Origin of the sequence: Geodermatophilus ruber (assembly GCF_900114385.1) — a bacterium.
GTDB classification, from domain to species: Bacteria; Actinomycetota; Actinomycetes; order Mycobacteriales; family Geodermatophilaceae; genus Geodermatophilus; species Geodermatophilus ruber.
On record NZ_FOSW01000002.1, the window covers coordinates 375,697 to 400,771 of the forward strand.

Sequence of the window (25,075 nt, forward strand, 5' to 3'; positions counted from 1 at the left end):
ACCCCTGCCCGGACGGCGACGAGTCCGCACGGGCGACGGCCCGACCTCCGGGTGATGTCGAGAACGCCCCGTCGGCTCCGTCCCCGGGACGAGGCGGCCAGGATGGGCCGCACCGTACGAGGGAGACACCATGGCGAAGTACCTGCTGCTCAAGCACTACCGGGGCGCGCCCGCAGCGGTGAACGACGTCCCGATGGACCGGTGGACACCTGAGGAGATCGACGCCCACGTGTCGTACATGCAGGACTTCGCGACGCGGCTCGAGGAGTCCGGTGAGTACGTCGACGGGCAGGCGCTGGCGCCCGAGGGTGCGTTCGTCCGGTACGACGGGGAGGGGCGGCCGCCGGTCACCGACGGTCCGTTCGCGGAGACCAAGGACCTGATCGCCGGCTGGATGATCATCGACGTCGACTCCTGGGAGCGCGCCGTCGAGCTGGCCGGGGAGCTGTCGGCCGCCCCCGGAGCCGGCGGGAAGCCGATCCACGAGTGGCTGGAGGTGCGGCCCCTCCTCGGCGCCCCGCCCACGGTCACCGAGTGATCGGACGCCGGCACCCGGGCAGCGGCATGGACACGGGCGTGGAGGAGTTACGGCTGCGGGAGCTGATCCCCGAGGTGATCGGCGTCCTCGTGCGGCGCGGGGTGGACTTCGCGTCCGCCGAGGACGCCGTCCAGGAGGCGCTGGTCACGGCCATCCGGACGTGGCCGGCGGACCCACCGCGAGACGCCAAGGGATGGCTGGTCACGGTGTCGTGGCGCAGGTACCTGGACCTGTGCCGGTCCGAGCGCGCCCGCCGCGGCCGCGAGGTCGCTCTCGACCTGGAGCCGCCGCAGGGACCGGTGCCCGCGGTCGACGACACCCTGCGCCTCTACTTCCTGTGCGCGCACCCGTCGCTGACGCCCAGTTCGGCGGTGGCGCTCACGTTGCGGGCCGTCGGCGGGCTCACCACTCGACAGATCGCCGAGGCCTACCTCGTGCCGGAGTCGACGATGGGTCAGCGGATCAGCCGGGCCAAGCGGCGCCTCGCAGCGGTGTCGCTGGACCAGCCGGGGGATCTCCCGACGGTGCTGCGGGTGCTGTATCTGATCTACAACGAGGGTCACTCCGGCGAGGTCGACCTCGCCACCGAGGCGATCCGGGTGACCCGTCAGCTGGCGGCCGCCGTCGACGACCCCGAGGTCGCCGGCCTGCTGGCGCTGCTGCTGCTGCACCACGCCCGCCGCGCCGCGCGCACCGACTCCGCCGGCCGGCTGGTCCCGCTCGCCGAGCAGGACCGGTCCCGGTGGGACACCGCGCTGATCGCCGAAGGGGTGCAGATCCTGCAGGCCGCGCTCGCTCGGGACCGGCTCGGTGAGTACCAGGCCCAGGCGGCGATCGCCGCCCTGCACGCCGACGCGCGGCGCTTCGAGGAGACGGACTGGGTGCAGATCGTGGAGTGGTACGACGAGCTCGTGGCCCTCACCGGCTCCGCGGTGGCCCGGCTCAACCGCGCCGTGGCGGTCGGGGAGGCGGACGGTGCGCCGGCGGGGTTGGCCGCCCTGACCGAGGTCGACCCGAGCCTCCCTCGCCACGCTGCGGCCTCGGCGTACCTCCACGAGAAGGCCGGACAGCTCGCGGACGCGGCCGACCTCTACGCCGCGGCGGCGCGGGCCGCGTCGAACCTGGCCGAGCGCGACCACCTCACCCGGCGGGCCGCACGACTCAGGCAGGCCGCGTCCGGCTGAGTCGCCTTGGAGGGAGCTCTCCCGGCTACGGCCTGTGCGAGCGGGCTCGGTGTCGCGACGGTTCTTCGGGGTCGTCTGCGACGCGGAACGGGGGCGCAGCCGGAGCCCGGTCAGCCGCTGGGGAGCCGGGGCGCACTGTCGAGCACCTGCAGGGCCCGCCGCTCCTCGCCTGGGGCGGAGCTCCGGCCGCGACGGCCGGCATCGAGGGCGCCGCCAAGGTGCTCAGCCAGTGGTGAACGGCACCCGTTCCCAGGTGAGCGTCTGATCACCGTGCTGGTTCTGGTTCACCCGGACCCGCAGGTAGTCGTGGGCGTTGTCCGACCCGTCGACGGTGATCCGAGTGAGGTTGCTCGCGGGGGTCGTGACGCCGTAGAAGCTCAGCCAGTCCGATCCGCTGGCCAGGGGGTGGTCCTCGTTGTAGACGTGGCTGTCACCGTTGACCAGGTAGACCGGGCCGTCGTGAGCGGCGGCACGCGAGGCGATCGTCTGCACCAGCGGCTGGAATGCCGAGTAGTCGCTGAACTGCGGGTTCCCCACCGTCGGGTCGAACATGTCGGCCTGCAGCATCAGCACCACCGCCTGGCCGTGCTGCGCGCGGTCGAAGGTCTGGTCGACCAGGTCGATCGTGGCGGCCATCCGCGCCTGCTCCTCGGCGACCTGCTCGGGGGTGGTGGTGCTGTGCCCGGTCCACGGAGCCAGACCGTTGTTGCTGCCGACGACGTCCATCGCCACGAAGCGCACGCCGGCGCGCGTGTAAGAGACGTTCTCCGGCACCCCGCGGTCGGCCTGGGACTGCACGCCGACGCCGTTCTGCCCCGGGGTGTGGCCGGGCCGGTCGAAGAACACGTCGCGGACGGCGGCGAGTCGCTCGAGCGGGTTGTAGCCGCCGTTGTTGGCCCGGTGGCAGTCGGTCCACTCGTTGTCGCCGACGCTGTACACCAGCGGGTCCTGGAAGTGGTCGAAGTCCGCGCGGACGTTCGCGAAGTACTCGTCGCTGCACTCCGACGAGCCGTTCTTGATGTCGCCGAGGTGCGTGACGAACTGCACCGACGGGTCGGCGTTGATCTGCGCGATGTTCGCGGGGAAGGCGGTGATCTCGGCCGAACCGTAGGGGATGTCGCCGATGACGGCGAACGTGAACGGGGAGGTGTCGGGTGCTGCCTGGGCGGCGGCCGGCACGGCGAGCGTGCCGAGCGCGACGGTGGTCGCCACGAGCACACGGCGCGGGCGGGTGAATGCTGAGCTCATCAATCGGTTCCTCGAGGGTTGTTTCAGGGGACCCTGTGAACCTGACGCGCTGGGGTGAACACCAGCGGCACCAGCGATGACGAGGACCCGAACAGAGCCGGGCTGCCGCTGACGCGGTCGGGGCCGGCCGTGCTGCGCCGCCAGCGCAAAGTCCGGTCAGCAAGCTGCGCGGACACGCACGGACGATCGTCGCCCCCCGGAGCTGGTCCGGGATACAGATCCCACACGGCAGATCCGGGGCTCGTCCGATGGCAGGAGCCCGAAATCGATGGCCAGCTGGGCTCGGGTGAAGGCGCCTGCGGCGCGGTTCAGGCGCCGATGCTGAAACCGAGGCCGGCGGCGAGTGGTCACCGACGCCAACAATCACGCCACCACCTACGAGATCGACACCTCCGGCCGGGTGACCACGGTGGCCGACCCGCTGGGCCACTCCCGGGGGCAGTCCCCGCATAGGGACGCCGGCGCAAGGGGGAGGCTCCGCGACCACCCACCTTGGGTAGCTCCCCTCGATGCGTAGGCCGCCACAGGAGCACACCCGGAGACCAGCAGGCCGGCCAGCCGAGCCGGTTCCCTCGGCGCCCTATGTGAGCCGAAGACCGGTTGCGACCAAGACGGCTACTCCCGCCGCGGCCCGATGCTCGACGGCGGGGACTTCCCCATCAGGTCATGCAATGCGCGGGTAGGTGCCGCGGCGATCGTCGAGCGGGCGATCGCCTGTGCAGACCAGGCTCAACGCCGCGTGGTGTCGCCCAGGGGTTCGGTCCCGCGGCGTCAGGAGGCCATGGCCTCGAAGGCTGCAGCCATGCCTGCCTGCTCCTCGAGAACTTCGCCGATGCGGGCCTGGACGACGTCGAGTCGGCCGATGATGTCGCTGGTGGCCGCGATGCCGGCGGTGACGGTCTGGCTGGTGGCTTGGATGGCAGCGATCTGGTCGGCCACGCGCTGGGTCGCGGTCGCGGTCTCCCGGGCGAGGTCTTTGACCTCGCTGGCGACGACGGCGAACCCCTTCCCCGCTTCACCGGCACGGGCGGCCTCGATGGTGGCGTTCAGGGCCAGCAGGTTGGTCTGCTCGGCGATGCCGGAGATGATCCGGATCACCTCGCCGATCGCCGTCGACGCCTGGGTGAGGGCGTCGACCTCGCCGCTCATGGTGGAGGCCTGCGTCACCGCCTGTTCGGCGACCCGGCCCGCCTCGCCGGCGGCGTCGCGCAGCCGGGCGACGGTGTCGAGCAGGTCCCTGGCACTGTCGGCGGAGGACTCGGTCCGGCGTAGCACATCCAGCCGCTGGGAGACCAGCTGCTGCACGTTGCGCAGCGCGGCCGCGCGGGACTCGGACAGCTCGATGGTCTCGGTGACGAAGAAGTCCATGGTGCCGATCACCCGGCCGCCGACGACGAGGGGGAAACAGACGCCTGAGCGGACGCCCGCGCGCTGGGCGGCGGGGGCGCGTACACAGTCGGTCACCTCGGCCAGTTCCCGGACGAAGTACAGATCCCGCGCCCGCCAGGCCCGGCCGGACAGCCCGACGCCTTCGGCGAAGCTGGCGGTCAGGGTCACCCTGCGGAATTCCGCACCGGCGGATCCAGATTCCTGTTGGAAGCGCAGGAGCTGCGCCTCCTCGTCCAGAGCCCAGTAGGAGCCGTAGGCCCAGCCGAAGGCTGTACGGACGGTATCCAGCGCCACCCGCAGGGCGGCCTCGGCGGTCGCCGCAGTGCCGATCTCGGTGACCACCGTCGTGACCGCGGCCCGGTCATCGAGGGTCTCCCGCAGCGCGGACTTGTCCAGCGCAGCGCGCCTGGCGTGGGCGACGAGCCGGTCCAGCGCCTCCCACTTCTCCCGTCGAGCACCGGCGAAGGTCATGGGCCCGGTGTTGTAGTACTCCTTCAACGCCACCACCTCGCCGTCCTCGATCACCGGGACCAGCACGCCGTGCGCCGCCCCGGCGGCCTGCGCAGCCTGCCAGCGCAGACACTCGGAGGGATCGCTGCTGGCGTCGGTCAGCACCGCCCGCCGCGTCCGGATCGCCTCGCCGCCGAATCCTTGACCGGCCCGGAGCCGATCCACCCGTCGGCCGCCGAAGCGGGTCATCGCATCCGCCAGCGGGCCCGACTCGCCTACCAGGTGGAAGGTCTTGCTGTCGTCGGCCACCCATACCGCCCCATAGCCAAGTTCGAGGGCCTCCACGAGGGTGGCTGCCACCGTGCGGAAGGCCGCGTCCCGGTCGCGGACGCCGTCGAGGGCGGCGATGACCTTTTCGACCGCCTCCACATCCCGTGGCATCTCGGCTGGCGATGCATTGACCTGAGGACGACGGCGCATCAGAACTCCCGCAAGGCAGTGGCGACAGGCCGGTCCTGCAGAAGCAAACACCCTCGCATCGCGCCACGACTGATTCTCTTGGAGCTAGTCATCGGCGAGCGCGGCAGAATCTTCAGCCCAAGCGCGCCGTCGCACTGTGACGTGAGAACTCCGGCCTGAAGCTCAGACCGACGGACCTCCCCGGCACCCCACCGGTTGCGCTCTCCAGCGGCGACGAGTGATCCGTTCCTCCCGGCCATCGGACTCCGTCAAGACAAGGACACAGCGGAACGCCTCCGCTCCGTGATTGGGGGCTTGAGCGGCTGACGTGCTTGCCCTTGACCCGACAGGGATCGCTCACCGGGACGACCCCATGCTGGGGCAAGACGTCGCATCATGCCGGTCTTCGTACCGCGTGGCGCACGTAGATCACGCCATTGCGGAGCCGCCGGTGGTCTAGCAGCTCGAGGTCGAGTCGTATGCCCCGGGGCAGCGCCGGCTTGCCGCCGCCCACGAGCACCGGGCACAGGAGCAGGACGCACTCGTCGACCAGCCCGTGCCGGAACGCCTCGGCCGCGATCGCCGCGCCGCCAATGCTGAGGTCCGACCTGGAGGTCTCCTTGAGCCGTCGTACCGCCTCGGGCTCGAACTTCCTCTCAATTCTCGTCCGCGCCGTCGACACCTCTTCGAGCGTTGTGGAGTAAACGACTTTGTCGGCGTCACGCCAGATCCCCGCGTATTCGCGGACGACGCCCGGTTCGGTCGTCAGCCAGTCGTCGTTCTCCCAGACGCGCATCGTCTCGTACATGCGGCGGCCGTAGAGCGACGTGCCGATGCGCCGCTCGTGCTCGTTCCAGAACGCGTGCACTTCGTTGTCAGGCACTGACCAGTCAAAGGAGCCGGTCTCGTCCTCGAGGTAGCCGTCGAGCGAGGCGTTGGCTGCGTAGATCAGCTTGCCCATGAGTGCCTCCGGCCGGACGGGGGCTCCAGGTTGCAGCGTCATGGCGCCACCGGCAAGAGCATCGACGGTGTGCCCTCGTCACGGTTACATCGACCCGGATGCGGTCACGCCGACCTGGACGTGGCGGTCACTGGAGGAGTTGCCCCAGTTCTGCCACATGTGCCCGTGTCCGCTGCTGAGCAGGGGGCAGGGCAGACGGGGCCGGCCAACTACTGCGATGCCACATGCCGCCAGGCGGGCCATCGCTTCAAGAAGTAGCAGCCCCGGCTCGCTCTGACCCTTGCTCAGGTTGCGACGGCCGCTCGTCTGCGTGGCGAGGGCTTCGACATCAAACTGATCGCGCAGTCGCTGGAGGTCTCGCCGTCCACGCTGCGGCGCCATCTCGCCAAGACGTTCACGGAGACGGCGGGGTGACAGCATCGCTGTCGGTCTTCTCCTCGACTAGGACGCGTCGGTTGACCGCCACCGCCGACGAGGTGAGGACGTCTCCCTGGCGGATACCATGCCCGAACGCACAGACGATGAACTGCTCGGATCCAGATGGCAGGCCCGAGAAACTGAGCGCTCGACTCAGTCCGATCCTGGAAACTGGGCCGGTGAAGATCGGGAACCAGGATCCGGAGGCCTACCGACAACAGTTGGAGGCCAAGCTGCGGCCTGACCGCATACGAGCCACGCTCGGCTTCGCTGGGATCTACCAGATGAGTCACGAACTGATCAAGACTGCAGTCCTGGATGGGGTCCGTGAATTCTACTGGCGGGGCATCGAAAACGGAGCCATGGCCTATGACGAGCAGGCCTACGCCAAGAATGTTCTAGTCATGGCGCCCAAGAACAAGTTTCGGGCATCACTGTTGTGGCTAATTGAGGGCGACGCCATCACGCCGGCCCAGGCCGACCGACTGGACGACATCTACGCCCACCGCCACGACCTCAGCCACGAACTCATCAAGTACATAGTCGACCCAGACTTCGAGCCTGACGTCGAACTGCTCACGGACGCACTGGCGATCTTGAAGGCCATCAGTCGGTTCTGGGTGAGCATTGAGAAGGACATCGGCTCGTTTGAGGACTTCGGGGACGTCGACCTCGACGAGGTGACGCCGCTGTCGCTGGCCGTGCTCCAGATGTGCATCGATGCGTACATCGACGGACTGCCTGCTCACCAGTAGCGCCTCCGCCAGCAGACCGGCGCAGTGGGGACCGCTTGAGGATCGGTCAGCGGGACGCCGCGAAGCGGACGCGTCGTTCTCGCTGCCGGACCCGATGACTTCGGCGTTGGCATTGAGTCTTTTCGGCATGGACAAGGTGTGCTCGATGACTACAAGAGCCTCATGAACGCCACGAGCAGCGAGAGGACGACGGTCCGTGTCGACGGAGACGCTGACCTCTGCGTCGAAGCGATCGGCGACTCGGCGCATCCCGCGATCCTGCTGATCGGCGGAGCGACGTGGTCGATGGACTGGTGGGAGGACGAGCTGTGCCGCCGGTTGGCCGACCGTGGGCGCCTGGTTGCGCGCTACGACCAGCTATCCGCCCGGCGTCCCTGGCTACACCGGAGCGGATCTGGTCAGCGACGCGGTCGCGGTGCTCGACGGTCTCGGCATCGTCCGCGCCCATGTGGTCGGCCTGTCGATGGGGGGCGGGATCGCGCAGTACTTGGCGCTCGAGCATCGCGACCGGCTGGCGACGCTGACGCTGATGTCCACGAGCCCGATCGATCCCGGGGTCGAGGGCCTGCCCGGCATGACCCCGGAGCTGCAGGCCGCCTTCGCCGAGGAGAGCGCCGAGCCCGACTGGCACAACCGCGACGCCGTCATCGACCACATCGTCGAAGGCGAGCGCCCGTACGCCGGCCCGGGCAACTTCGACGAGCCGCGCCTGCGCGCCATTGCCGGTCGGGTGTTCGACCGCACCAATGACATCGCCGCAAGCATGACCAACCACTTCCTCCTCGACTCAGACGGCCCCAGCGATCCGCGACTGAGCCGGCTCGAGGGCCTTCCCACCCTCGTGGTGCACGGCACCGCCGATCCGCTGTGCCCCCTCGCTCACGGCAGAGCGCTCGCCGGCGCCATCCCCGGCGCCAGGCTCATCGAGCTCCACGACGTCGGCCACCAACTGCCGCCGCCGCACACCTGGGAGCGGCTCATCGACACGCTGATCGACCACACCACCGAGGCGTGATTGGCCGGAGCGGCAACATGCTCGCTCGCCGTCCCGCAAGCCGAAGGGCTACCGGCGCACCGGAGGCCTGCCTGGTACCAGATGGCCGCCGTCCCGCGATGGATCCCCGAGCGGTGACGGTGACACGCGGTCTCTGTAACGGGCGGAGCAGCGCCGATCAGCCTCTAACCTCGGTCTTTGTGTCTGAGTCGGTTGTGCAGCCCGCGGACCTGCAATGGGTGCGGGCGTCCTATGACCGGGTTGCCGACAACTACGTGGCGATGGGCGTCGGTGACCTGGCGCCGGCCCCGTGGCTGCGCGCCGTGCTCGGAGCGTTCGCCGAGGAGGTCCGCGCGCTCGGGCCGGTGCTTGATGTCGGCTGTGGTCCGGGAACGGTCACCGCCCACCTCGCGGGGCTGGGCGTGGATGTCTCTGGTGTCGACCTGTCACCTCGGATGGTTGAGCACGCCCGCCGGCTGCACCCCGCTCTGCGCTTTGCCGTGGCCTCCGCCACCGAGCTCGACCTGGCCGAGGGCTCGCTCGGCGGTGCCCTTGGGTGGTGGTCGCTGTTCAACCTGCCCCGCGACGTGCTGCCCGGCGTGCTCACGTCGCTCGCCCGGGCGCTGATTCCCGGTGGGCAGCTCCTGCTGGGCACGCATGTAGGCGACGGCGAGATCAAGCGCACGGAGGTCTACGGCATGCCGGTCACCTGGACGACCCATCTGTGGCAGCCCCAGCAGCTGACCACCCTGCTTTCTCAGGCCGGCCTCGAGACGGTCGCCGAGTTGCGGCTGCCACCGACCCCTGCCAACCCGTTGGTTCCCGCTCTCCCCGCTCAGATGGTCCTCGCCGCTCGTCGGCCAAGCTGAGCCCATCCCGATAGTCCGCTCACATATGGTTTACCGGAGCGGCGCGGTTCTGTCGGTCGTGCTTACTAATGTGATCGCATGGGCGTGACGTTGCGGGCGCTCGAAGATGCCGACCTTGATCAGCTCTTCGAGTGGGAGCGAGATCCGCATGCTGTTGTGATGGCGGCCTTCACGCGAGCCGATCCCTCTGATCGGTCGTCGTTCGATGCGCACTACGAGCGCGTCCGGAACGATCCTGACGTGACTATGCGTGCCATCGATGACGAACGCGGCCTGGCCGGAATGATCGCGAGCTTCTCCATGGAGGGCGAGCGGGAAGTCTCCTACTGGATCGACCCATCCCGATGGGGTCGAGGGATTGGATCGGCGGCCCTCGAAGCGTTCGTTCAGGTCGAGGTGACGAGGCCGCTGTTCGCACGCGTCGCCCAGCACAACACCGGCTCTGCCAAGGTGCTCATTCGGGCGGGATTCGTGCAGGTCGGTACCGAGACCTCATATGCCGACGGCGTAGGTCGGGACGTAGTCGAGCACATCTACCGTCTCGCCCTTTAACTCACTGCGTCCCGTTCAGCCAACGGCTACCGGACGGCTGGCCGGCTACGCGACCCGCCGCCCGCGCACGGTGCGGCAGGCGCGGGTGCACGTCGCCCAGATCACCGCGGCGTCGGTCCGATGCCGCTCTCGGCGGTGCGGCCGTCGTCGGTCCGCTCGTGGAGGGTGGAGCTCAAGGCGGATGGCCTCGCGCCGTCCTACGTCTACGCGCTGCACAACCGGCTGTCACAGGTCATGAGCGACGCCGTGCATGACGGCATCCTCGTTCGCAACCCGTGCTCGAGGCGAACGTCTCCGGGCGCCGGCAAACCGCGACCCTTCGTCGCCACCACAGCCCAGGTCTGGGCACTCCACGACGCGGTCCCCGCGCACCTGAGGCCGGCTGTCCTCCTCGGCGCCTTCGTCGGACTCCGAACGGCGGAGGCCGTGGGGCTGCGGGTCGCCGACGTCGACTTCATGCGCGGCGTGATTCGCCCGGTCCAGCAGGGACCGGGGGAGGAGCTCAAGACCGAGACGTCCCGGACGCCGTTGCCCATTCCGCACGAGCTCGCGCTCGAGTTGTCGGCGGCCGTGGCGGAATGGGGAGGCGACTTCCTGGTCACGGACGGGCTCCGCCGGCAGACGTCCACGTGGGCCATCGAGCGGGCCATCAGGTCAGCTCGACGGAAGGTCGCCGGTCTGCCGGAGGACTTTCGCTTCCACGACCTCCGGCACTACCTGGCCTCCCTGCTGATCGCCTCCGGTCTGGATGTCAAGGTCGTCCAGCACCGGCTCCGGCACGGCAGCGCGAAGACCACGCTCGACACGTACGGGCATCTGTGGCCGGACAGCAACGAGTCCGCACGCGCAGCCGTGGGTGCGGTTCTGGCTGCTCGTGCGGACTCGTTGCGGACTACGGCCGCTGATCAGCACTAAAAGCCCTGGTCAGCGGCTTGCGAGACTCAGATGTCGTAGTACATCGCGAACTCGTGCGGGTGCGGGCGCAGGCGGATCGGGTCGATCTCGTGCTCCCGCTTGTACTCGATCCACGTCTCGATCAGGTCGGGGGTGAACACCCCGCCCTCGATGAGGTAGTCGTGGTCGGTCTCGAGGTTGTCGAGGACGGCGTCCAGCGACGCGGGCACCTTCTCGATGCCCAGGGCCTCCTCGGGCGGCAGCTCGTAGAGGTCCTTGTCCACCGGGGCCGGCGGCTCGATCTTGTTCTTGATGCCGTCGAGGCCGGCCATCATCATCGCCGAGAAGGCGAGGTAGGGGTTCGCCGACGGGTCGGGCACGCGGAACTCGATGCGCTTGGCCTTCGGGTTGTCACCCGAGATCGGGATGCGGCAGCAGGCCGAGCGGTTGCGGGCCGAGTACACGAGGTTGATCGGGGCCTCGTAGCCCGGAACCAGGCGGTGGAAGCTGTTCACCGTCGGGTTGGTGAAGGCCAGCAGCGACGGGGCGTGCGCGAGCAGCCCGCCGATGTAGTGACGGGCGGTGTCGGACAGGCCCGCGTAGCCGGTCTCGGCGTGGAAGAGCGGCTCGCCGTCCTTCCAGAGGCTCTGGTGGCAGTGCATGCCGGAGCCGTTGTCACCGAACAGCGGCTTGGGCATGAACGTCGCCGTCTTGCCGTGCGCCCAGGCGGTGCTCTTGATGATGTACTTGAACAGCATCAGGCTGTCGGCCGACCGCAGCAGCGTGTCGAACTTGTAGTTGATCTCGGCCTGACCGGCGGTGCCCACCTCGTGGTGCCCGCGCTCGAGTTCCAGCCCGACGTTGGTCAGGTTGCGCATCATCTCCGAGCGCAGGTCGCTGTAGTGGTCGTACGGCTCGACCGGGAAGTAGCCGCCCTTGGGGCGGGTCTTGTAGCCCAGGTTCGGGCTGCCGTCGGCGTTGGTCGCGGCGCCGGTGTTCCAGGAGCCCTCGATCGAGTCGATGTGGTAGTAGCCCTCGTTGATCCCGGTGTTGTAGCGGACCGAGTCGAAGATGTAGAACTCCGCCTCCGGCCCGAAGTAGGCCGTGTCCGCGATGCCGCTGCTGGCCAGGTACGCCTCGGCCTTCTTCGCCACGTTGCGCGGATCGCGGCTGTAGGCCTCGCGCGTGATCGGGTCGTGGATGAAGAAGTTGATGTTGAGCGTCTTGTGCGTGCGGAACGGGTCCAGGTACGCGCTGTTGGCGTCCGGCAGCAGCAGCATGTCGGACTCGTTGATCGCCTGGAAGCCGCGGATCGACGACCCATCGAAGCCCAGGCCTTCGGAGAAGGTGTCCTCGCCGAAGGTCGACGCCGGGATGGTGAAGTGCTGCATGACGCCGGGCAGGTCGCAGAAGCGGACGTCGACGAACTCGACGTCGTTGTCGCGGATGTAGGCGGCGACCTCGTCGGGACTGGTGAACATCGATCCTCCGGTATTGGGCAGAACAGCCGAACCGCACGTTATGAGCGGGGAGTTGCCCTCGGGTGTCCCCTATGTTTCAGACCCGTAACAACGCTTCCGGCGTGTCGCGCCGGGCGTCCGCTCCTCGTCTCGAGGCGCCGCCCGGGCCGGGCCCTACGCTGGCTGTCATGGTCAGGGATGCACAACCACCCTCTCAGGAGAGTCGTCGCGGCGCCTCGCTGGGGTTACCCCCCGAGGGCCCGGGATCCCTGGCGACCTTCACCAGCCGCAGCGGCGCCTTCGTCATCGACGCGATCGCCGCCGCCCTCATCGCCGGGCTGTTCACCGCCCCCGACCTGCCGGGCAACTGGAGCCTGCTGTCCTTCGGCCTGGTCACGGTGATCACCCTCACCGCGCTCGGCCAGACCCCGGGGATGCGGCTGCTCGGACTGCGCCTGGCGCACCCGCGGCCCGGTTCCCGGCTGGCGGTGTGGCGGGCCGTCGTCCGGACGGCGCTGCTCCTGCTGCTGGTGCCGGCGCTGGTCGTGGACGGCGACGGCCGCGGGCTGCACGACCGGCTGACCGACACCGCCGTCGTCCGGGCCTGAGCCCGCAGCCCGGCGTGGTCCTGCTCAGCGGCGGCGGACCTGCCGCTGGCTGACCGTCATCTGCCGGCCGCCGGGCAGCGGGCCGCCGGGCACCGGCATGCGCCCGCCGCCGAGGGCCGACAGCCGCCGGCGCAGGGCATTGAGTTCGCCACCGGAGAGGTTGCGGGGCAGCTTCATCACATGCGCGCTGAGCTTGCGCAGCGGCACCTGCCCCTCCTCGTCACCGACGACGATGTCGTAGATGGGGGCGTCCCCGGCGACCCGGGCGATCTTCTTCTTCTCCTGGGCCAGCAGCGGGCGCACCCGGGACGGCGCGCCCTCGGCGACCAGGATCACGCCCGGGCGGCCGAGCACGCGGTGCACGGCGTCGAGCTGGGTGGTGCCGGCGACACCCGAGGAGACCTGCCAGTCGCCCCGCATGCCCTCGAGCACCCAGGCGGCGGCGCCGGGCTGGCCCTCCACCTGCCGGTAGGCCGAGCCCTGCGCACGGCGGCCGAAGATGATCAGGGCGGCCAGCGCACCCAACAGGATCGTGACCGGCAGGAAGAGGAACGGCGAGCCGAAGAGGATCCCGAGCAGCTCGATGACCGCGGCCACCACCACGAAGGCGATGAGCATGATCCACGGCAGCTTGGGGTCGTTCTTGCGGGTCAACGAGTAGGCCTGCTTGATCATGCGGGCCTGGTTGCCGACCTTCTTGAGCCGGCCGACCTTCGGCTGGCCCTTCTTGTCGAGCTTCGGCGCCTTCGTGCCGGCAGCGGAGCCGCCCCGGCCGCTGGTGCCGGTGCTCGGGCCCCGCCCGGCCTTGCCGGTCGGTGCGGGGGAGCCGGTGGGCTTGCTGCGTGCCATGTCACCAGGATAGGGCGCTGGTTCCCGTGCCGAGCCGACCCGCCGCGAGTCAGGCGGGGCGGGTCAGCCCGCGGGCCTCGATGGCCTGCTGGTAGAGCCGCCCGGCCCGGTAGGAGCTGCGCACCAGCGGCCCGGCCAGCACGCCCGGGAAGCCGATCTCCTCGGCCGTCTTCTGGAACTCCACGAACTCGTCGGGCTTGACCCACCGGACCACCGGGTGGTGCCGCGGCGAGGGGCGCAGGTACTGGGTGATGGTGAGCAGGTCACAACCGGCGTCGTGCAGCGCCTGCATCGTCTCGACGACCTCGTGCGGCTCCTCGCCCATGCCCAGGATCAGGTTGGACTTGGTGACCAGGCCCGCCTCCCGGGCAGCGGTGATCACCGACAGCGAGCGCTCGAAGCGGAAGCCGGGGCGGATGCGCCGGAAGATCCGCGGCACGGTCTCGACGTTGTGCGCGAGCACCTCGGGGCGGGAGGAGAAGACCTCGGCCAGTTGGTCGGGGTTCGCGTCGAAGTCGGGGATGAGCAGCTCCACGCCGCAGCCGGGGACGGCAGCGTGGATCTGGCGGACCGTCTCGGCGTACAGCCAGGCCCCGCCGTCGGGCAGGTCGTCACGGGCGACGCCGGTGACCGTGGCGTACCTCAGCTGCATCGTGGCGACGCTCTCGGCGACCCGGCGCGGCTCGTCGGCGTCGAAGTCGGCCGGCTTCCCGGTGTCGATCTGGCAGAAGTCGCAGCGCCGCGTGCACTGGTCGCCGCCGATGAGGAAGGTCGCCTCCCGGTCCTCCCAGCACTCGTAGATGTTGGGGCAGCCGGCCTCTTCGCAGACGGTGTGCAGCCCCTCGCGGCGGACCAGAGACTTCAGCTCGGTGTACTCCGGGCCGGTCCTGAGGCGGGTCTTGATCCACTCCGGCTTGCGTTCGATCGGGACCTGGCTGTTGCGGACCTCCAGGCGCAGCAGCTTGCGGCCACCCGGCGCGAGGGGAGCGTCCGAGGAGGGGGTCGGGGCCACCGTCTCACTCATGATCGGCCACGGTACTCCCGACGCGCGACGCCCCCGCTGCCACGCAGCGGGGGCGTCGGGGCTGGTGAGGTACGGATCTCAGCCGCGGGGAGCGCCGTCCTCGGGCTCCTCCTCCGGGGTGTGGTCGGCCGGGCCGCCGGTCGCGGTGTCCGGGGTCCGGAACGCGCGGTCGGGCTCGGACGCGAGGTTCTGCGGCTGCGTGCCCAGGTCGCTGTCGGGCGGCGTGGCGTCGCCGGGGGAGGTCTGGGCCGAGGAGACCGTCCGGCCGCTGCTGGGTGAACTGGGCACGGGATCCTCCCGGTAGCTGGGCACGGGGCCGTCCCCGGTCGGGGCCGGCGTCCACAGGTCCTCGGACTTGCGCCGCCGCCGCAGCAGCACGGCGACGGCCGCGGAGATTCCGAGGACGGCGAGCAGCCAGGGCCAGCGGCGGGGCTCGCGCTCCATGCCGACCTTCCGCTTGACGGAGGTGGCCGTCTTCGCCGCCTTCTTCTCCAGCTTGCGCCGCTTCTTCGCCGCCTGCTTGCGCGCCTTGGCGGTGGTGGCGGTCAGCTCCTCGCGGCGGAGCTCGAGCTCCTCCAGGGCGCTGCCCAGGCCGGCGCTGATCGTGCCACGGGCGTTCTCCAGGGCCGGGATCACCGCCTCGCGGGCGGCGATCACCCTGGGCGCGGCGTAGGCCAGGGCGGCGGTCTGCGCCGCACTCAGCCGCGGGGCGACGTCCTTCTCCAGCGTCTTCTGCGCGGCCTCCCGAGCCGCCTCCCACCGCGGGCCGAGGTCGGCCGCGGCCTTGGCGGTCGCCTCGTGCGCCGCGGTCATCGCCGCGGCGACGCGCGGGGCGGCCGCTTCCCGGGCCGCCCCGATGCGGGGGGCCAGGCTCTCCCGGGCCGAGGCGACCGCGGGTGCGGCCACGGCTGCAGCGGCCGCGAGCTTGGGGGCCACCGCCTTCTGCGCGGCGTGCAGCGCCGGGGTGGTCGCCTCGCGCGCGGCCTCCACACGCGGTGCGAGCTGTTCCGCCGCCACTCGGCCGGCCTCTGCCATCGCCGTGCCGAGGTGGCTGAAGCCCTCGTGGAGCTCGTCGCCGATGATCTGGCCGTGCGTCTTCTTGCGGAACACGGGATGCACCTCCGAGTTGATCGTCTCGGCGGCCCATCCTGCCCGCTCGCCGCGGTCAGCACACCCCGAACGGATCTCCGGACGGCGGTCGCCGAAGGTCCTCGATAACGTTCTCCGGTGCAGCTCCGCATCTTCACCGAACCGCAGCAGGGCGCCACCTACGACGACCTCCTGGCCGTCGCGCGCCGCACCGAGGAGACCGGTTTCGACGCGTTCTTCCGCTCCGACCACTACCTGGCCATGGGCGGGAACGGGCTGCCGGGGCCGACCGACGCCTGGGTGACGCTCGCGGCGCTGGCGCGGGAGACCAGCCGCATCCGCCTCGGCACGCTGATGACGGCGGCGACGTTCCGGTTCCCCGGCCCGCTGGCCATCTCCGTGGCGCAGGTCGACCAGATGAGCGGCGGCCGGGTGGAGCTGGGCATCGGCGCCGGCTGGTTCGAGGCCGAGCACCGGGCCTACGGCATCCCGTTCCCCGACGTGCGCGAGCGCTTCGACCGGTACGAGGAGCAGTTGGCGATCGTCACGGGGTTGTGGGGGACGCCCGTCGGCGAGACGTTCGACTTCGCCGGGCGGTACTACCAGCTGGCGGACTCACCGGCCCTGCCCAAGCCGGTCCAGCCGGGCGGGGTGCCGGTCATCATCGGCGGGCACGGCAAGCGCCGTACGCCCCGGCTGGCGGCCCGGTACGCCGCGGAGTTCAACGTGCCCTTCGCCTCGGTGGAGGACAACGCCACGCGCTTCGCCGGGGTGCGGGAGGCCTGCGAGGAGACGGGGCGGGAGCCGGCGTCGCTGGTGTACAGCTCGGCGCTGGTGCTCTGCGTGGGCCGGGACGAGGCGGAGCTCACCCGGCGGGCCGCGGCCATCGGCCGGGACGTCGAGGAGCTGCGCGCGCACGGGGCAGCGGGCACCCCCGCCGAGGTCGTCGACGTCCTGGGCCGCTACGCCGAGGCCGGGGCTTCGCGGGTGTACCTGCAGGTCCTGGACCTGTCCGACCTCGACCATCTGGACCTGGTCGCCTCCGAGGTGGCCCCGCAGCTGGACTGACCGTGAGGGTGGCCGGGTCGCCTACCGGCCGAGCCCGTCAGGCAAGCAGCTGGAGCCGATCGTCGAGGCGCTGGGCCGGTGGGGGATCCGCTGCATCCCCGGGCTGGGCGACGAGGACCTCGACCCGCACCTGCTGGGGGGGACGTGCACCGCAGCATCGACGTCGAGGCCGTGCCCGACGCCCGGACGCGGCCCGGGAGTAGGCTGGGCGCCGTGACCAGGCGGCTCCTCCTTGCGCAGCCGTGCTGATCTGAGACCTCCAGACAGCACGGCGACCCCTCCTGCGCGAGGGGTCTTTTCATGTCCGCCGCCGGTACCGCAGACCCGGGAGCACGAACGATGAGCCAGACGGCCGACCAGCCGAACGCCGAGCAGGGGACGGGCGACGTCCCTCCGCACCGGTACACCCCCGCGCTGGCGCAGCGGATCGAGCTCGCCTGGCAGGACCGGTGGGAGCGGGAGGGCACCTTCCACACGCCCAACCCGGTCGGCCCGCTGAGCGAGGGCTTCGAGCGGGTCGCCGACCGGCCGAAGTACTTCGTCATGGACATGTTCCCGTACCCCTCGGGTGCGGGCCTGCACGTCGGGCACCCGCTGGGCTACCTGGGCACCGACGTCACCAGCCGGTTCCGCCGGATGGACGGCGACAACGTGCTGCACCCCATGGCCTACGACGCCTTCGGCCTGCCCGCCGAGCAGTACGCCGTGCAGACGGGGCAGCACCCCCGGGTCACCACCGAGGCCAACATCGCGGCGATCAAGGCGCAGCTGCGCCGGCTGGGCGTCGACCACGACGAGCGCCGCAGCTTCGCCACGATCGACCCGACCTACTACAAGTGGACCCAGTGGATCTTCCTGCAGATCTTCGGGTCCTGGTTCGACGAGCGGGCGGGCAGGGCACGGCGGATCGAGGAGCTGGTCGCCGAGCTGGACGCCGGCACCCGGGAGCCCGGGTCGGGCACGAACCCGTTCGGCCGTCCGTGGGCCGAGCTGGACGAGGTCGAGAAGCGCACCGTCGTCGACGCGCACCGGCTGGCCTACCTGCACCAGGCGCCGGTGAACTGGTGCCCGGGCCTGGGCACCGTGCTGTCCAACGAGGAGGTCACCGCGGACGGGCGCTCCGAGCGCGGCAACTTCCCGGTGTTCCGCCGTCCGCTGACCCAGTGGATGATGCGGATCACCGCCTACAGCGAGCGGCTGCTGGCCGACCTGGACCGGCTGGACTGGTCGGACTCGCTGAAGCAGATGCAGCGCAACTGGATCGGCCGCTCGGCCGGCGCGCGGATCGGCTTCTCCGTCGGCGACGAGGTCATCGAGGTCTTCACCACCCGCCCGGACACGCTGTTCGGCGCCACCTACATGGTGCTGGCGCCGGAGCACCCGCTGGTCGAGGCGCTGACCGCCGACGCGTGGCCCGACGGCACCGACCCGCGCTGGACCGGCGGTGCGGCGACCCCGCGCGAGGCGGTGGCCGAGTACCAGCGGCAGGCCTCCCGGCGCTCCGAGCTGGACCGGCAGAACGAGGCCCGCGAGAAGACCGGCGTCTGGCTGGGCGTCAACGCCGTCAACCCGGTCAACGGCCGCGAGCTGCCGGTGTTCATCGCCGACTACGTGCTGACCGGCTACGGCACCGGCGCGATCATGGCGGTGCCCGGCGAGGACACCCGTGACTTCGAGTTCGCGGAGAAGTTCGGGCTGCCGGTGATCCGGACCGTGCAGCCGCCGGAGGACTTCGAGGGCGGCGCGTACACCGGCGCCGGCCCGATGATCAACTCGGCGAACGACGAGATCTCGCTGAACGGTTTGGGCAAGGCCGAGGCGATCGGGCGGATCACCGAGTGGCTGGTGGCCCGCGGTGCCGGCGAGGCGACGGTCACCTACAAGCTGCGCGACTGGCTGTTCAGCCGGCAGCGCTACTGGGGCGAGCCGTTCCCGATCGTCTACGACGAGCACGACCTGCCGGTCGCCGTGCCGCAGTCGATGCTGCCGGTGCTGCTGCCCGAGGTCGACGACTACTCGCCGAAGACCTTCGAGGACGACGACGCCGAGTCCGCGCCGGAGCCGCCGCTCTCGCGCGCCACCGACTGGACGACGGTCGAGCTGGACCTGGGCGACGGGCCGAAGAAGTACCGCCGCGAGACCAACACGATGCCCAACTGGGCCGGCTCGTGCTGGTACTACCTGCGCTACGTCGACCCGGACGACGACGAGCGCATGGTCAACCCGGAGAACGAGCGCTACTGGCTGGGCCCGCGGGGCGAGGGCGACGTCGGCGGCGTCGACCTGTACGTCGGCGGGGTCGAGCACGCCGTGCTGCACCTGCTGTACGCCCGCTTCTGGCACAAGGTGCTGTTCGACCTGGGCTACGTCTCCAGCGAGGAGCCCTTCCGCCGGCTGGTCAACCAGGGCTACATCTCCGCCTACGCCTACACCGATGAGCGCGGCTTCTACGTGCCCGCCGCCGAGGTGGAGGAGCGCGACGGGCAGTTCTTCCACGACGGCAAGCCGGTCAACCGCGAGTACGGGAAGATCGGCAAGAGCCTGAAGAACATGGTCACGCCCGACGAGATGATCGGGCAGTACGGCGCCGACACCTTCCGGGTGTACGAGATGTCGACCGGTCCGCTGGACCAGTCGCGGCCGTGGGAGACCAAGGCCGTCGTCGGCTCGCAGCGGCTGCTGCAGCGGGTCTGGCGGGTGGTCGTCGACGAGGAGACCGGGGGGGTCCGGGCCGCCGACGACATGGAGCCGTCGGAGGAGACCCTGCGCGCCCTGCACCGGACGATCGCCGGCGTCCGGGACGGGTTCGGCACGCTGCGGTTCAACATCGCGATCGCCCGGATCACCGAGCTGACCAACCACCTGACCTCGGCGTACGGCGCCGACCGGCCGGTGCCGCGCTCCGTGGCCGAGCCGCTGGTGCTGATGGTGGCGCCGCTGGCCCCGCACATCGCCGAGGAGATGTGGGCGCGGCTGGGGCACGCCGAGTCGCTGGCGTGGACGCCGTTCCCGGTGGCCGACGAGCGCTGGCTGGTCGAGGACACCGTGCAGGTGGCCGTCCAGGTGAACGGCAAGGTGCGCGCGCAGGTCACGGTGCCGGCCGACGCCGACGCGGGGGCCCTGGAGGCGGCGGCCCGCGCCGACGAGCGGATCGCGGGCTACCTCGACGGGGCCACGGTGCGCCGCGTCGTGGCGGTGCCCGGGCGCCTGGTCAACTTCGTCCTCGGCTGAGCGGGAGGGCGCGCAGCACGCGCCCTCCCGTGCCGGTTCAGGCGACCGGCACGGCGGTGAGGACGCGACGCATGGCGGCCTCCACCGGGGCGATCACCTCGGCGACGGGGACGTCGCGGCCCAGCTCGGCCGTCAGCGAGGTGGCCCCCGCGTCGACGATCCCGCACGGGATCATGTTCGCGAACGCCGTCATGTCGGGGTCGCAGTTGAGCGCGAAGCCGTGCATGCTCACGCCCCTGGCCACCCGGACGCCGATCGCGGCGACCTTGCGGTCCGGCCCCCGCTCGTCGGCGCGCACCCAGACGCCGCTGCGCCCCTCGACCCGCTCCGTGGCCAGCCCGAGGCCGGCGCAGACGTCGATGAGGGCGCTCTCCAGGCGCCGGACGTGGGCGACCACGTCGACCGGGTCGGCCAGCCGCACGATGGGGTAGCCCACCAGCTGCCCCGGCCCGTGCCAGGTGATCTTGCCGCCGCGGTCGACGTCGACGACCGGGGTCCCGTCGAACGGCCGCTCGTGCGGAAGGGTGCGCTTGCCGGCGGTGTAGACCGACGGGTGCTCCAGCAGCAGCAGGGTGTCCGGGCCCTCCCCGGCGACCCGCCGGGCGTGCAGCTCCCGTTGCTGCGCCCAGGCCTCCTCGTAGGGAACCAGGCCGGCACGGACCACTCGCAGCTCGCTCACGGACCCAGCCTAGGACGCGTGCTCAACGCAACCGTCGCGGTTCCATCCGGGTCTCGATCACGGTGCCGTCCGGACCCGGCGCCACCCGGTAGGCCGCCTTCTCCGGCCGGTCGGCGACCGCCTCCGCCAGCTCGGTGCCGCGGTAGACCAGCCCGACGCCGTCGTCGGTGGCGTGACCGGGCGGCAGGGTGCCGTCGGCCACCAGCCGGTGGTAGAGGGGGCGGCGCTGCTCCTCGGAGTCGTAGTGGACCCCGTTGGACGTCGGGATGAACCCGAGCCCGTTGGTGACCGGTCGCAGGTCGGGCCCGAAGGAATCGGTGGTGCCGCCGACGTGCCAGCACAGCGAGCCGGCCGAGACGCCGCCGAGCACCACGCCGGCGCGCCAGCACTCCGCGAGGACGTCGTCCAGCCCGTGCACCCGCCACACCGCGAGCAGGTTGGCCACGCTTCCCCCGCCCACCCAGATGACGTCCTGGGCCAGCAGGTGGGCGCGGACATCGGGCACGGTGGGCATCGGGAACAGGCTCAGGTGGCTGACCTGCACCGCGCTGCCGGCGAAGGCGCCGTAGACACCGGCCACCCGCACCGGGTCGTCGCCGGTGGCCGTGCCCAGGTAGCACAGCCGCGGGCGCCGGGGCGCGCCGGCCAGCTGCACGGCCAGGTCGAAGACGGGCCCGGGCGCCCAGTCGTAGGGCCCGCGTCCGCGGGAGGCGAAGCCCATGCTGGTGGCGAGGATGGTCGGCGCGGACGCGGGCACGGTCAGGAGGCTCCCTGGTCGGTGCGGCGCGGGGTGCGCAGGACGGCGCGGGCGGGAAGCGGCATGGGCCGAACCTAGGGGCCGCAGCGGACGGTTGTCCCCCGGCCCGCGGGCGAGGAGCGTAGGCCACCGGCATGCCCGCCGGGGCGTCGTCTCCAGCTCCGGAGACCCGCTCCGCGGACACGGTCCGGACGAGGACACGTTTCAGAGAGGAGCGGTGGCATGTACGCCCGATCCACCACCATCCGCGGGGTCCCGAAGGCACTCGACGAGGGGGCGCGCTGGGTCCGCGACGAGGTGCTGCCGGTGCTGCAGGAGATGGACGGCTTCGTCGGTCTGTCGATGCTCGGCGAGCGCGAGACCGGCCGCAGCATCATCACGTCCGCGTGGCGGGACGAGGAGTCGATGCGGGCCAGCGAACCGCGCATGCACCCGATGCGGGAGCGGTTCCAGCAGACGTTCGGCGGGGAGCTCGAGGTCGAGGAGTGGGAGATCGCCGTGCTGCACCGCGCGCGGCAGACCGGGGACGGCGCCGCCGCGGCCGTCGTCCGGACCCGCACCGACCCGGGCCGGGTGGACCAGGCCCTCGACGTCTTCCGCAGGGACGTGATGCCGCAGCTCGAGGAGCGGCCCGGCTTCTGCAGCGTCAGCCTCATGGTCAACCGGCAGAGCGGTCGCATGTGGGGTGTGACCGCGTACGAGAACCGGGAGTCCCTCGAGCGGGTGCGGCAGGAGGCCGAGCGGGCCCGCCAGGCGGCTGCCCCCGGCATGGGGGTGGAGGTCCTGGAGGTCGCCGAGATGGAACTCCTGCTCGCCCACCTCCGGGTGCCCGAGACGGTCTGAACCGGGCCCCGACGTCCACCCGCCGCGGGGCACCGGCCGGGATGCGTGTGCTGACCTCGTGGCCACCGGCTCCGTCGGCTGCGGGCCCTCGGCGGGCACGGCTCATCTCCATTCGCGGCGAGAGCAGCGCCCGACCTGTGGACGGCCGGTGACCTGTGGACGACGCCGGCGGGGAGGGCGCCGCACCGCCTACGGTCCCCGCCATGCCGACGTCCCCGCGCGATGAGCCGCGTGAGCCCTCCCGGCCCCCGGTCGTCCCCGGATACCACCTGGACCGGCTGCTGGGGCGGGGCGGGTCGGGGGAGGTGTGGCAGGCGGTGCCCCGCTCGGGTGGCGATCCGGTGGCGGTGAAGGTGCTCGTCGCGGGCGACCCCGAGCGCCAGGCCCGCGAGGCCGCGCTGCTCGGCGAGCTCGACCATCCCCACCTCGTGCGGCTGCTCGAGGTGGTCCACCAGCCCCGCCGCGGCGGGGAGCCGCGGGTCGCGCTGGTGCTGGAGCTGCTCCCCGGGGGCAGCCTCGCGGCCCTGCTCGCCCGTCGCGGCCGGCTGCGCCCGGGCGAGGTGGTCACCGCCATCGCGCCGGTGGCTGCCGCGCTGGCGCACGCCCACGAGCGGGGGGTCATCCACGGTGACCTCTCGCCCGGCAACATCGTCTTCACCGCCGAGGGCCGGCCGGTGCTGACCGACCTGGGTGTGGCACGGGTGCTGGGGGAGAGCGCCGCCGGTGAGATCACCCCGGCCTACGTCGATCCCACCGTCGCCCGGGGCGGTGCCCCCGGGCCTGCGTCGGACGTGTTCGGCGTGGCGGCCGCCGCCTTCCACGCGCTGACCGGGGTCGCCCCCTGGAACGCGGCCACCCCGGCGGACACGCTCCACGTTGCCGCCGGCGGCACGCTGCCGGACCTGGCCGAGCTCGCACCGGACGCGCCGGCCGAGCTGGTCGCCGTCGTCGCCCGGGGGCTCTCGGCCGATCCGCACGAACGCGGCTCGGCGGCGGCCTTCGCCCTCGACCTGCGGCACGCCTGCCGCCCCGAGCCGGTGCGGCTGCCGGTTCCCGGAGTGCCCGACGACGAGCTGGGACGGACCGGCCGGGGCCCGCGGACCGAGCTGACCCACCGGGCACCCGGACGCCACCGCCTGGCGGCTCCGGTGGTGGAGCCGGCCGGCCGGCGCGGGCTGCGCGACCGGGGTCCCGGGGCGGGGACCCCGCTGCGACGCACCGGGGTGCTCGCGGCCGCGGTGGTGGTGCTGGCCGCGGTCGTGTGGACGGGAAGCCGGTGGGGGCAGCCGGCGGAGCCGGGCACGCGTCCGGCGGCCGGCGTGGCCGACGCGGTGCCGCCCCTCTCCGCGGAGGCGGCACCGGCGGGCCCGGCCGGGGACGGTGCCGAGGCACGGGCAGGGGGTGCCGCGGATCCGGCGGTGGTGGAGCCGTCCCGGGTGCCGGACTCGGCGGCCGGCTGGGGCGAGGTCCTCACCGAGCTGTACGAGCGGCGGGCCGCGGCGTTCGCCTCGGCGTCACCGGAGACGCTCACGGACGTCCATGCCCCGGGCAGCCCGCTCCTGGCGGCCGACCGGGGCCTCGTCGAGGCGCTGCGCGCGGCGGGGGAACGGCTCCGGGGGTTCGCTCCCACGGTCGTGCGGGTCGACAGCGCGGAGGGGCCGGACGCCGAGGGGCGCGTGACCCTGCAGATCGTCGACACGTGGGCGCCGTACGAGGTCGTGGCGAGTGCGGCGCCGGAGGGGCCGCCGTCGCGATCGGTGGAGGGGCGCGAGGCGGCGCAGGTGCGGATGACGCTCGTCGGCACCGACGCCGGCTGGCGGATCGAGGCCGCGGAACGGGTCGGGTGAGGCGTCAGCGGCGGCCGAGGGCCGCTCGGAGCGCGGGCTCCAGGTCGGGGTGGGTCCAGGTGAACCCGGCGGCCTGCAGCTGCGCCGGTACGGCCCGCTGGCCGGCCAGCACGCCGATCGGGGCGAACTCGCCCAGCACGGCGCGGAGCACGACCCCCGGGACCGGCAGCACGGCCGGGCGGCCCACCACGCGGCCGAGCGCCCGCGAGAACTCCGCATTGGGCACCGGGGTCGGGGCGGTCAGGTTGACCGGGCCGGCCACGGGGGCGGTCAGGAGGAAGCGGATGGCGTCGACCTCGTCGGTCAGGCTGATCCACGGCCAGTACTGCCGTCCCGAGCCCAGCCGGCCGCCGAGGCCGAGGCGGAACAGCGGCGCCATCCGGCCCAGCAGCCCACCTCGGCCGAGGACGAGTCCTGTCCGTAGCAGCGCCACCCGCACCCCGGCCTCCACCGCGGGCGCCGTGGCCGCCTCCCACTCGGTGCACACCCGGGCCAGGAAGTCGGTGCCGGCAGGAGCCGTCTCGTCGACCACCCGGTCCCCGGTGTCGCCGTACCAGCCGACCGCCGAGCCGGAGAGCAGCACACGCCGGCGCGTGGGGTCGGCCGCGGCGGCGTCGGCCATGGCCCGGCTGATGGTCGTGGTGGCGTCCACGCGGCTGGTCAGCACCCGCTGCTTGTGCTTCTGCGTCCAGCGGCGGTCGGCGATGCCCACACCCGCGAGGTTGACCACCGCGTCGACGTCGGCCAGCAGGGCCGGGTCGATCCGCCGGTGCTGGGGGTCCCAGCGGTGCTCGTCGGCGGTGCGCGGGGTCCGCCGGACCAGCCGTAGGACCTCGTGCCCGTCGGCGCGCAGGGCCGGCACCAGGCGGCTGCCGATGAGCCCGGACGAGCCGGTGACGGCGACCTTCAT

General features: G+C 71.8%; 22 protein-coding genes and 1 pseudogene. 12 read left to right on the forward strand and 11 right to left on the reverse strand.

The features are described from left to right. Positions 1–130: 130 nt before the first annotated feature. The gene (locus tag BMZ50_RS04450; RefSeq protein ID WP_091321615.1) at positions 131–538 is read left to right on the forward strand and encodes a YciI family protein; all 408 of its coding nucleotides are present in this window, start codon (positions 131–133) and stop codon (positions 536–538) included. Beyond that, positions 535–1,722: an RNA polymerase sigma factor gene (locus BMZ50_RS04455; RefSeq protein WP_245753344.1), complete on the forward strand. Its 1,188-nt coding sequence runs from the start codon at positions 535–537 to the stop codon at positions 1,720–1,722. The genes BMZ50_RS04450 and BMZ50_RS04455 overlap by 4 nt, the downstream gene beginning before the upstream one ends. Before the next feature lie 222 nt (positions 1,723–1,944). Here BMZ50_RS04455 and BMZ50_RS04460 read toward each other — a convergent pair whose 3' ends face one another. From BMZ50_RS04460 to BMZ50_RS04470, 4 genes and pseudogenes are all read right to left on the reverse strand, one after another. Continuing rightward, on the reverse strand, positions 1,945–2,970 hold the full coding sequence (locus tag BMZ50_RS04460) for a hypothetical protein (protein WP_091321617.1): 1,026 nt from the start codon (positions 2,968–2,970) through the stop codon (positions 1,945–1,947). Positions 2,971–3,741: 771 nt separating this feature from the next. Then, positions 3,742–4,119: a methyl-accepting chemotaxis protein gene (locus BMZ50_RS25225; protein ID WP_425431997.1), complete on the reverse strand. Its 378-nt coding sequence runs from the start codon at positions 4,117–4,119 to the stop codon at positions 3,742–3,744. Positions 4,120–4,263: 144 nt separating this feature from the next. Next, positions 4,264–5,289: pseudogene (locus tag BMZ50_RS04465) on the reverse strand (GAF domain-containing protein); the annotation flags it as partial. Between the two features lie 373 nt (positions 5,290–5,662). Then, positions 5,663–6,229: a dihydrofolate reductase family protein gene (locus BMZ50_RS04470; protein WP_091321621.1), complete on the reverse strand. Its 567-nt coding sequence runs from the start codon at positions 6,227–6,229 to the stop codon at positions 5,663–5,665. A gap of 455 nt (positions 6,230–6,684) precedes the next feature. On the opposite strand from BMZ50_RS04470, the gene BMZ50_RS04475 reads away from it, so the two are divergent. From BMZ50_RS04475 to BMZ50_RS04495, 5 genes are all read left to right on the forward strand, one after another. After that, a complete protein-coding gene (locus tag BMZ50_RS04475) occupies positions 6,685–7,401 on the forward strand; it encodes a hypothetical protein (RefSeq protein WP_177212637.1) in 717 nt (238 codons plus the stop codon). 328 nt (positions 7,402–7,729) lie between these two features. Further along, the gene (locus tag BMZ50_RS04480; protein ID WP_218146094.1) at positions 7,730–8,416 is read left to right on the forward strand and encodes an alpha/beta fold hydrolase; all 687 of its coding nucleotides are present in this window, start codon (positions 7,730–7,732) and stop codon (positions 8,414–8,416) included. Between the two features lie 179 nt (positions 8,417–8,595). Further along, a complete protein-coding gene (locus BMZ50_RS04485; protein WP_218146095.1) occupies positions 8,596–9,264 on the forward strand; it encodes a class I SAM-dependent DNA methyltransferase in 669 nt (222 codons plus the stop codon). Between the two features lie 78 nt (positions 9,265–9,342). After that, the gene (locus BMZ50_RS04490) at positions 9,343–9,816 is read left to right on the forward strand and encodes a GNAT family N-acetyltransferase (protein WP_091321626.1); all 474 of its coding nucleotides are present in this window, start codon (positions 9,343–9,345) and stop codon (positions 9,814–9,816) included. A 165-nt stretch (positions 9,817–9,981) separates the two neighbouring features. After that, positions 9,982–10,731, forward strand: a complete 750-nt coding sequence (locus BMZ50_RS04495) for a tyrosine-type recombinase/integrase (RefSeq protein WP_218146096.1) — start codon at positions 9,982–9,984, stop codon at positions 10,729–10,731. 26 nt (positions 10,732–10,757) lie between these two features. Here BMZ50_RS04495 and glnA read toward each other — a convergent pair whose 3' ends face one another. Beyond that, positions 10,758–12,191 carry a type I glutamate--ammonia ligase gene (glnA, locus tag BMZ50_RS04500; protein ID WP_091321628.1) on the reverse strand — a complete coding sequence of 478 codons (1,434 nt, stop codon included), beginning with the start codon at positions 12,189–12,191 and terminating at the stop codon, positions 10,758–10,760. A gap of 167 nt (positions 12,192–12,358) precedes the next feature. Between glnA and BMZ50_RS04505 the strand changes: the two genes are divergently transcribed. Beyond that, positions 12,359–12,778, forward strand: coding sequence for an RDD family protein (locus BMZ50_RS04505; protein ID WP_091321630.1), 420 nt, complete (start codon positions 12,359–12,361; stop codon positions 12,776–12,778). A gap of 24 nt (positions 12,779–12,802) precedes the next feature. Here the strand turns inward: BMZ50_RS04505 and BMZ50_RS04510 are convergent, their stop codons facing one another. The 3 genes from BMZ50_RS04510 to BMZ50_RS04520 form a co-directional block, all read right to left on the reverse strand. Further along, a complete protein-coding gene (locus BMZ50_RS04510; RefSeq protein WP_091321632.1) occupies positions 12,803–13,627 on the reverse strand; it encodes a DUF4191 domain-containing protein in 825 nt (274 codons plus the stop codon). Between the two features lie 49 nt (positions 13,628–13,676). Further along, positions 13,677–14,651 (reverse strand): lipoyl synthase, encoded by a 975-nt coding sequence (gene lipA, locus BMZ50_RS04515; protein WP_091321634.1) that lies wholly within the window; start codon positions 14,649–14,651, stop codon positions 13,677–13,679. Between the two features lie 78 nt (positions 14,652–14,729). Further along, a complete protein-coding gene (locus BMZ50_RS04520; protein ID WP_091321636.1) occupies positions 14,730–15,761 on the reverse strand; it encodes a hypothetical protein in 1,032 nt (343 codons plus the stop codon). 117 nt (positions 15,762–15,878) lie between these two features. Between BMZ50_RS04520 and BMZ50_RS04525 the strand changes: the two genes are divergently transcribed. Beyond that, complete coding sequence (locus tag BMZ50_RS04525) at positions 15,879–16,808, forward strand: LLM class F420-dependent oxidoreductase (RefSeq protein WP_091321639.1); 930 nt, start codon at positions 15,879–15,881, stop codon at positions 16,806–16,808. Positions 16,809–17,147: 339 nt separating this feature from the next. Continuing rightward, entirely contained in the window at positions 17,148–20,039 is a 2,892-nt protein-coding gene (gene leuS / locus BMZ50_RS04530; RefSeq protein WP_091321641.1) for a leucine--tRNA ligase, read from the forward strand. Positions 20,040–20,076: 37 nt separating this feature from the next. On the opposite strand, the gene lipB is transcribed toward leuS, so the two are convergent. Beyond that, a complete protein-coding gene (gene lipB, locus BMZ50_RS04535) occupies positions 20,077–20,718 on the reverse strand; it encodes a lipoyl(octanoyl) transferase LipB (protein WP_091321642.1) in 642 nt (213 codons plus the stop codon). Between the two features lie 22 nt (positions 20,719–20,740). After that, positions 20,741–21,475, reverse strand: coding sequence for a Type 1 glutamine amidotransferase-like domain-containing protein (locus BMZ50_RS04540; RefSeq protein WP_091321645.1), 735 nt, complete (start codon positions 21,473–21,475; stop codon positions 20,741–20,743). Positions 21,476–21,697: 222 nt separating this feature from the next. On the opposite strand from BMZ50_RS04540, the gene BMZ50_RS04545 reads away from it, so the two are divergent. Next, positions 21,698–22,318: an antibiotic biosynthesis monooxygenase gene (locus BMZ50_RS04545; protein WP_091321647.1), complete on the forward strand. Its 621-nt coding sequence runs from the start codon at positions 21,698–21,700 to the stop codon at positions 22,316–22,318. 203 nt (positions 22,319–22,521) lie between these two features. After that, positions 22,522–24,165: a serine/threonine-protein kinase gene (locus tag BMZ50_RS04550; protein WP_091321969.1), complete on the forward strand. Its 1,644-nt coding sequence runs from the start codon at positions 22,522–22,524 to the stop codon at positions 24,163–24,165. 4 nt (positions 24,166–24,169) lie between these two features. Here BMZ50_RS04550 and BMZ50_RS04555 read toward each other — a convergent pair whose 3' ends face one another. Further along, positions 24,170–25,075 (reverse strand): TIGR01777 family oxidoreductase, encoded by a 906-nt coding sequence (locus BMZ50_RS04555; protein WP_091321649.1) that lies wholly within the window; start codon positions 25,073–25,075, stop codon positions 24,170–24,172.

What these genes read in the sequence shown, in the direction of transcription:
- BMZ50_RS04490 (WP_091321626.1), top strand. Translation starts at nt 9,343, where the DNA reads ATGGGCGTGACGTTGCGGGCGCTCGAAGATGCCGACCTTGATCAGCTC.
- BMZ50_RS04460 (WP_091321617.1), bottom strand. Translation starts at nt 2,970, where the DNA reads ATGAGCTCAGCATTCACCCGCCCGCGCCGTGTGCTCGTGGCGACCACC.
- leuS (WP_091321641.1), top strand. Translation starts at nt 17,148, where the DNA reads ATGAGCCAGACGGCCGACCAGCCGAACGCCGAGCAGGGGACGGGCGAC.
- BMZ50_RS04545 (WP_091321647.1), top strand. Translation starts at nt 21,698, where the DNA reads ATGTACGCCCGATCCACCACCATCCGCGGGGTCCCGAAGGCACTCGAC.
- BMZ50_RS04555 (WP_091321649.1), bottom strand. Translation starts at nt 25,075, where the DNA reads ATGAAGGTCGCCGTCACCGGCTCGTCCGGGCTCATCGGCAGCCGCCTG.
- BMZ50_RS04470 (WP_091321621.1), bottom strand. Translation starts at nt 6,229, where the DNA reads ATGGGCAAGCTGATCTACGCAGCCAACGCCTCGCTCGACGGCTACCTC.
- BMZ50_RS04450 (WP_091321615.1), top strand. Translation starts at nt 131, where the DNA reads ATGGCGAAGTACCTGCTGCTCAAGCACTACCGGGGCGCGCCCGCAGCG.
- glnA (WP_091321628.1), bottom strand. Translation starts at nt 12,191, where the DNA reads ATGTTCACCAGTCCCGACGAGGTCGCCGCCTACATCCGCGACAACGAC.
- BMZ50_RS25225 (WP_425431997.1), bottom strand. Translation starts at nt 4,119, where the DNA reads ATGAGCGGCGAGGTCGACGCCCTCACCCAGGCGTCGACGGCGATCGGC.
- BMZ50_RS04505 (WP_091321630.1), top strand. Translation starts at nt 12,359, where the DNA reads ATGGTCAGGGATGCACAACCACCCTCTCAGGAGAGTCGTCGCGGCGCC.
- lipA (WP_091321634.1), bottom strand. Translation starts at nt 14,651, where the DNA reads ATGAGTGAGACGGTGGCCCCGACCCCCTCCTCGGACGCTCCCCTCGCG.
- BMZ50_RS04510 (WP_091321632.1), bottom strand. Translation starts at nt 13,627, where the DNA reads ATGGCACGCAGCAAGCCCACCGGCTCCCCCGCACCGACCGGCAAGGCC.
- BMZ50_RS04550 (WP_091321969.1), top strand. Translation starts at nt 22,522, where the DNA reads ATGCCGACGTCCCCGCGCGATGAGCCGCGTGAGCCCTCCCGGCCCCCG.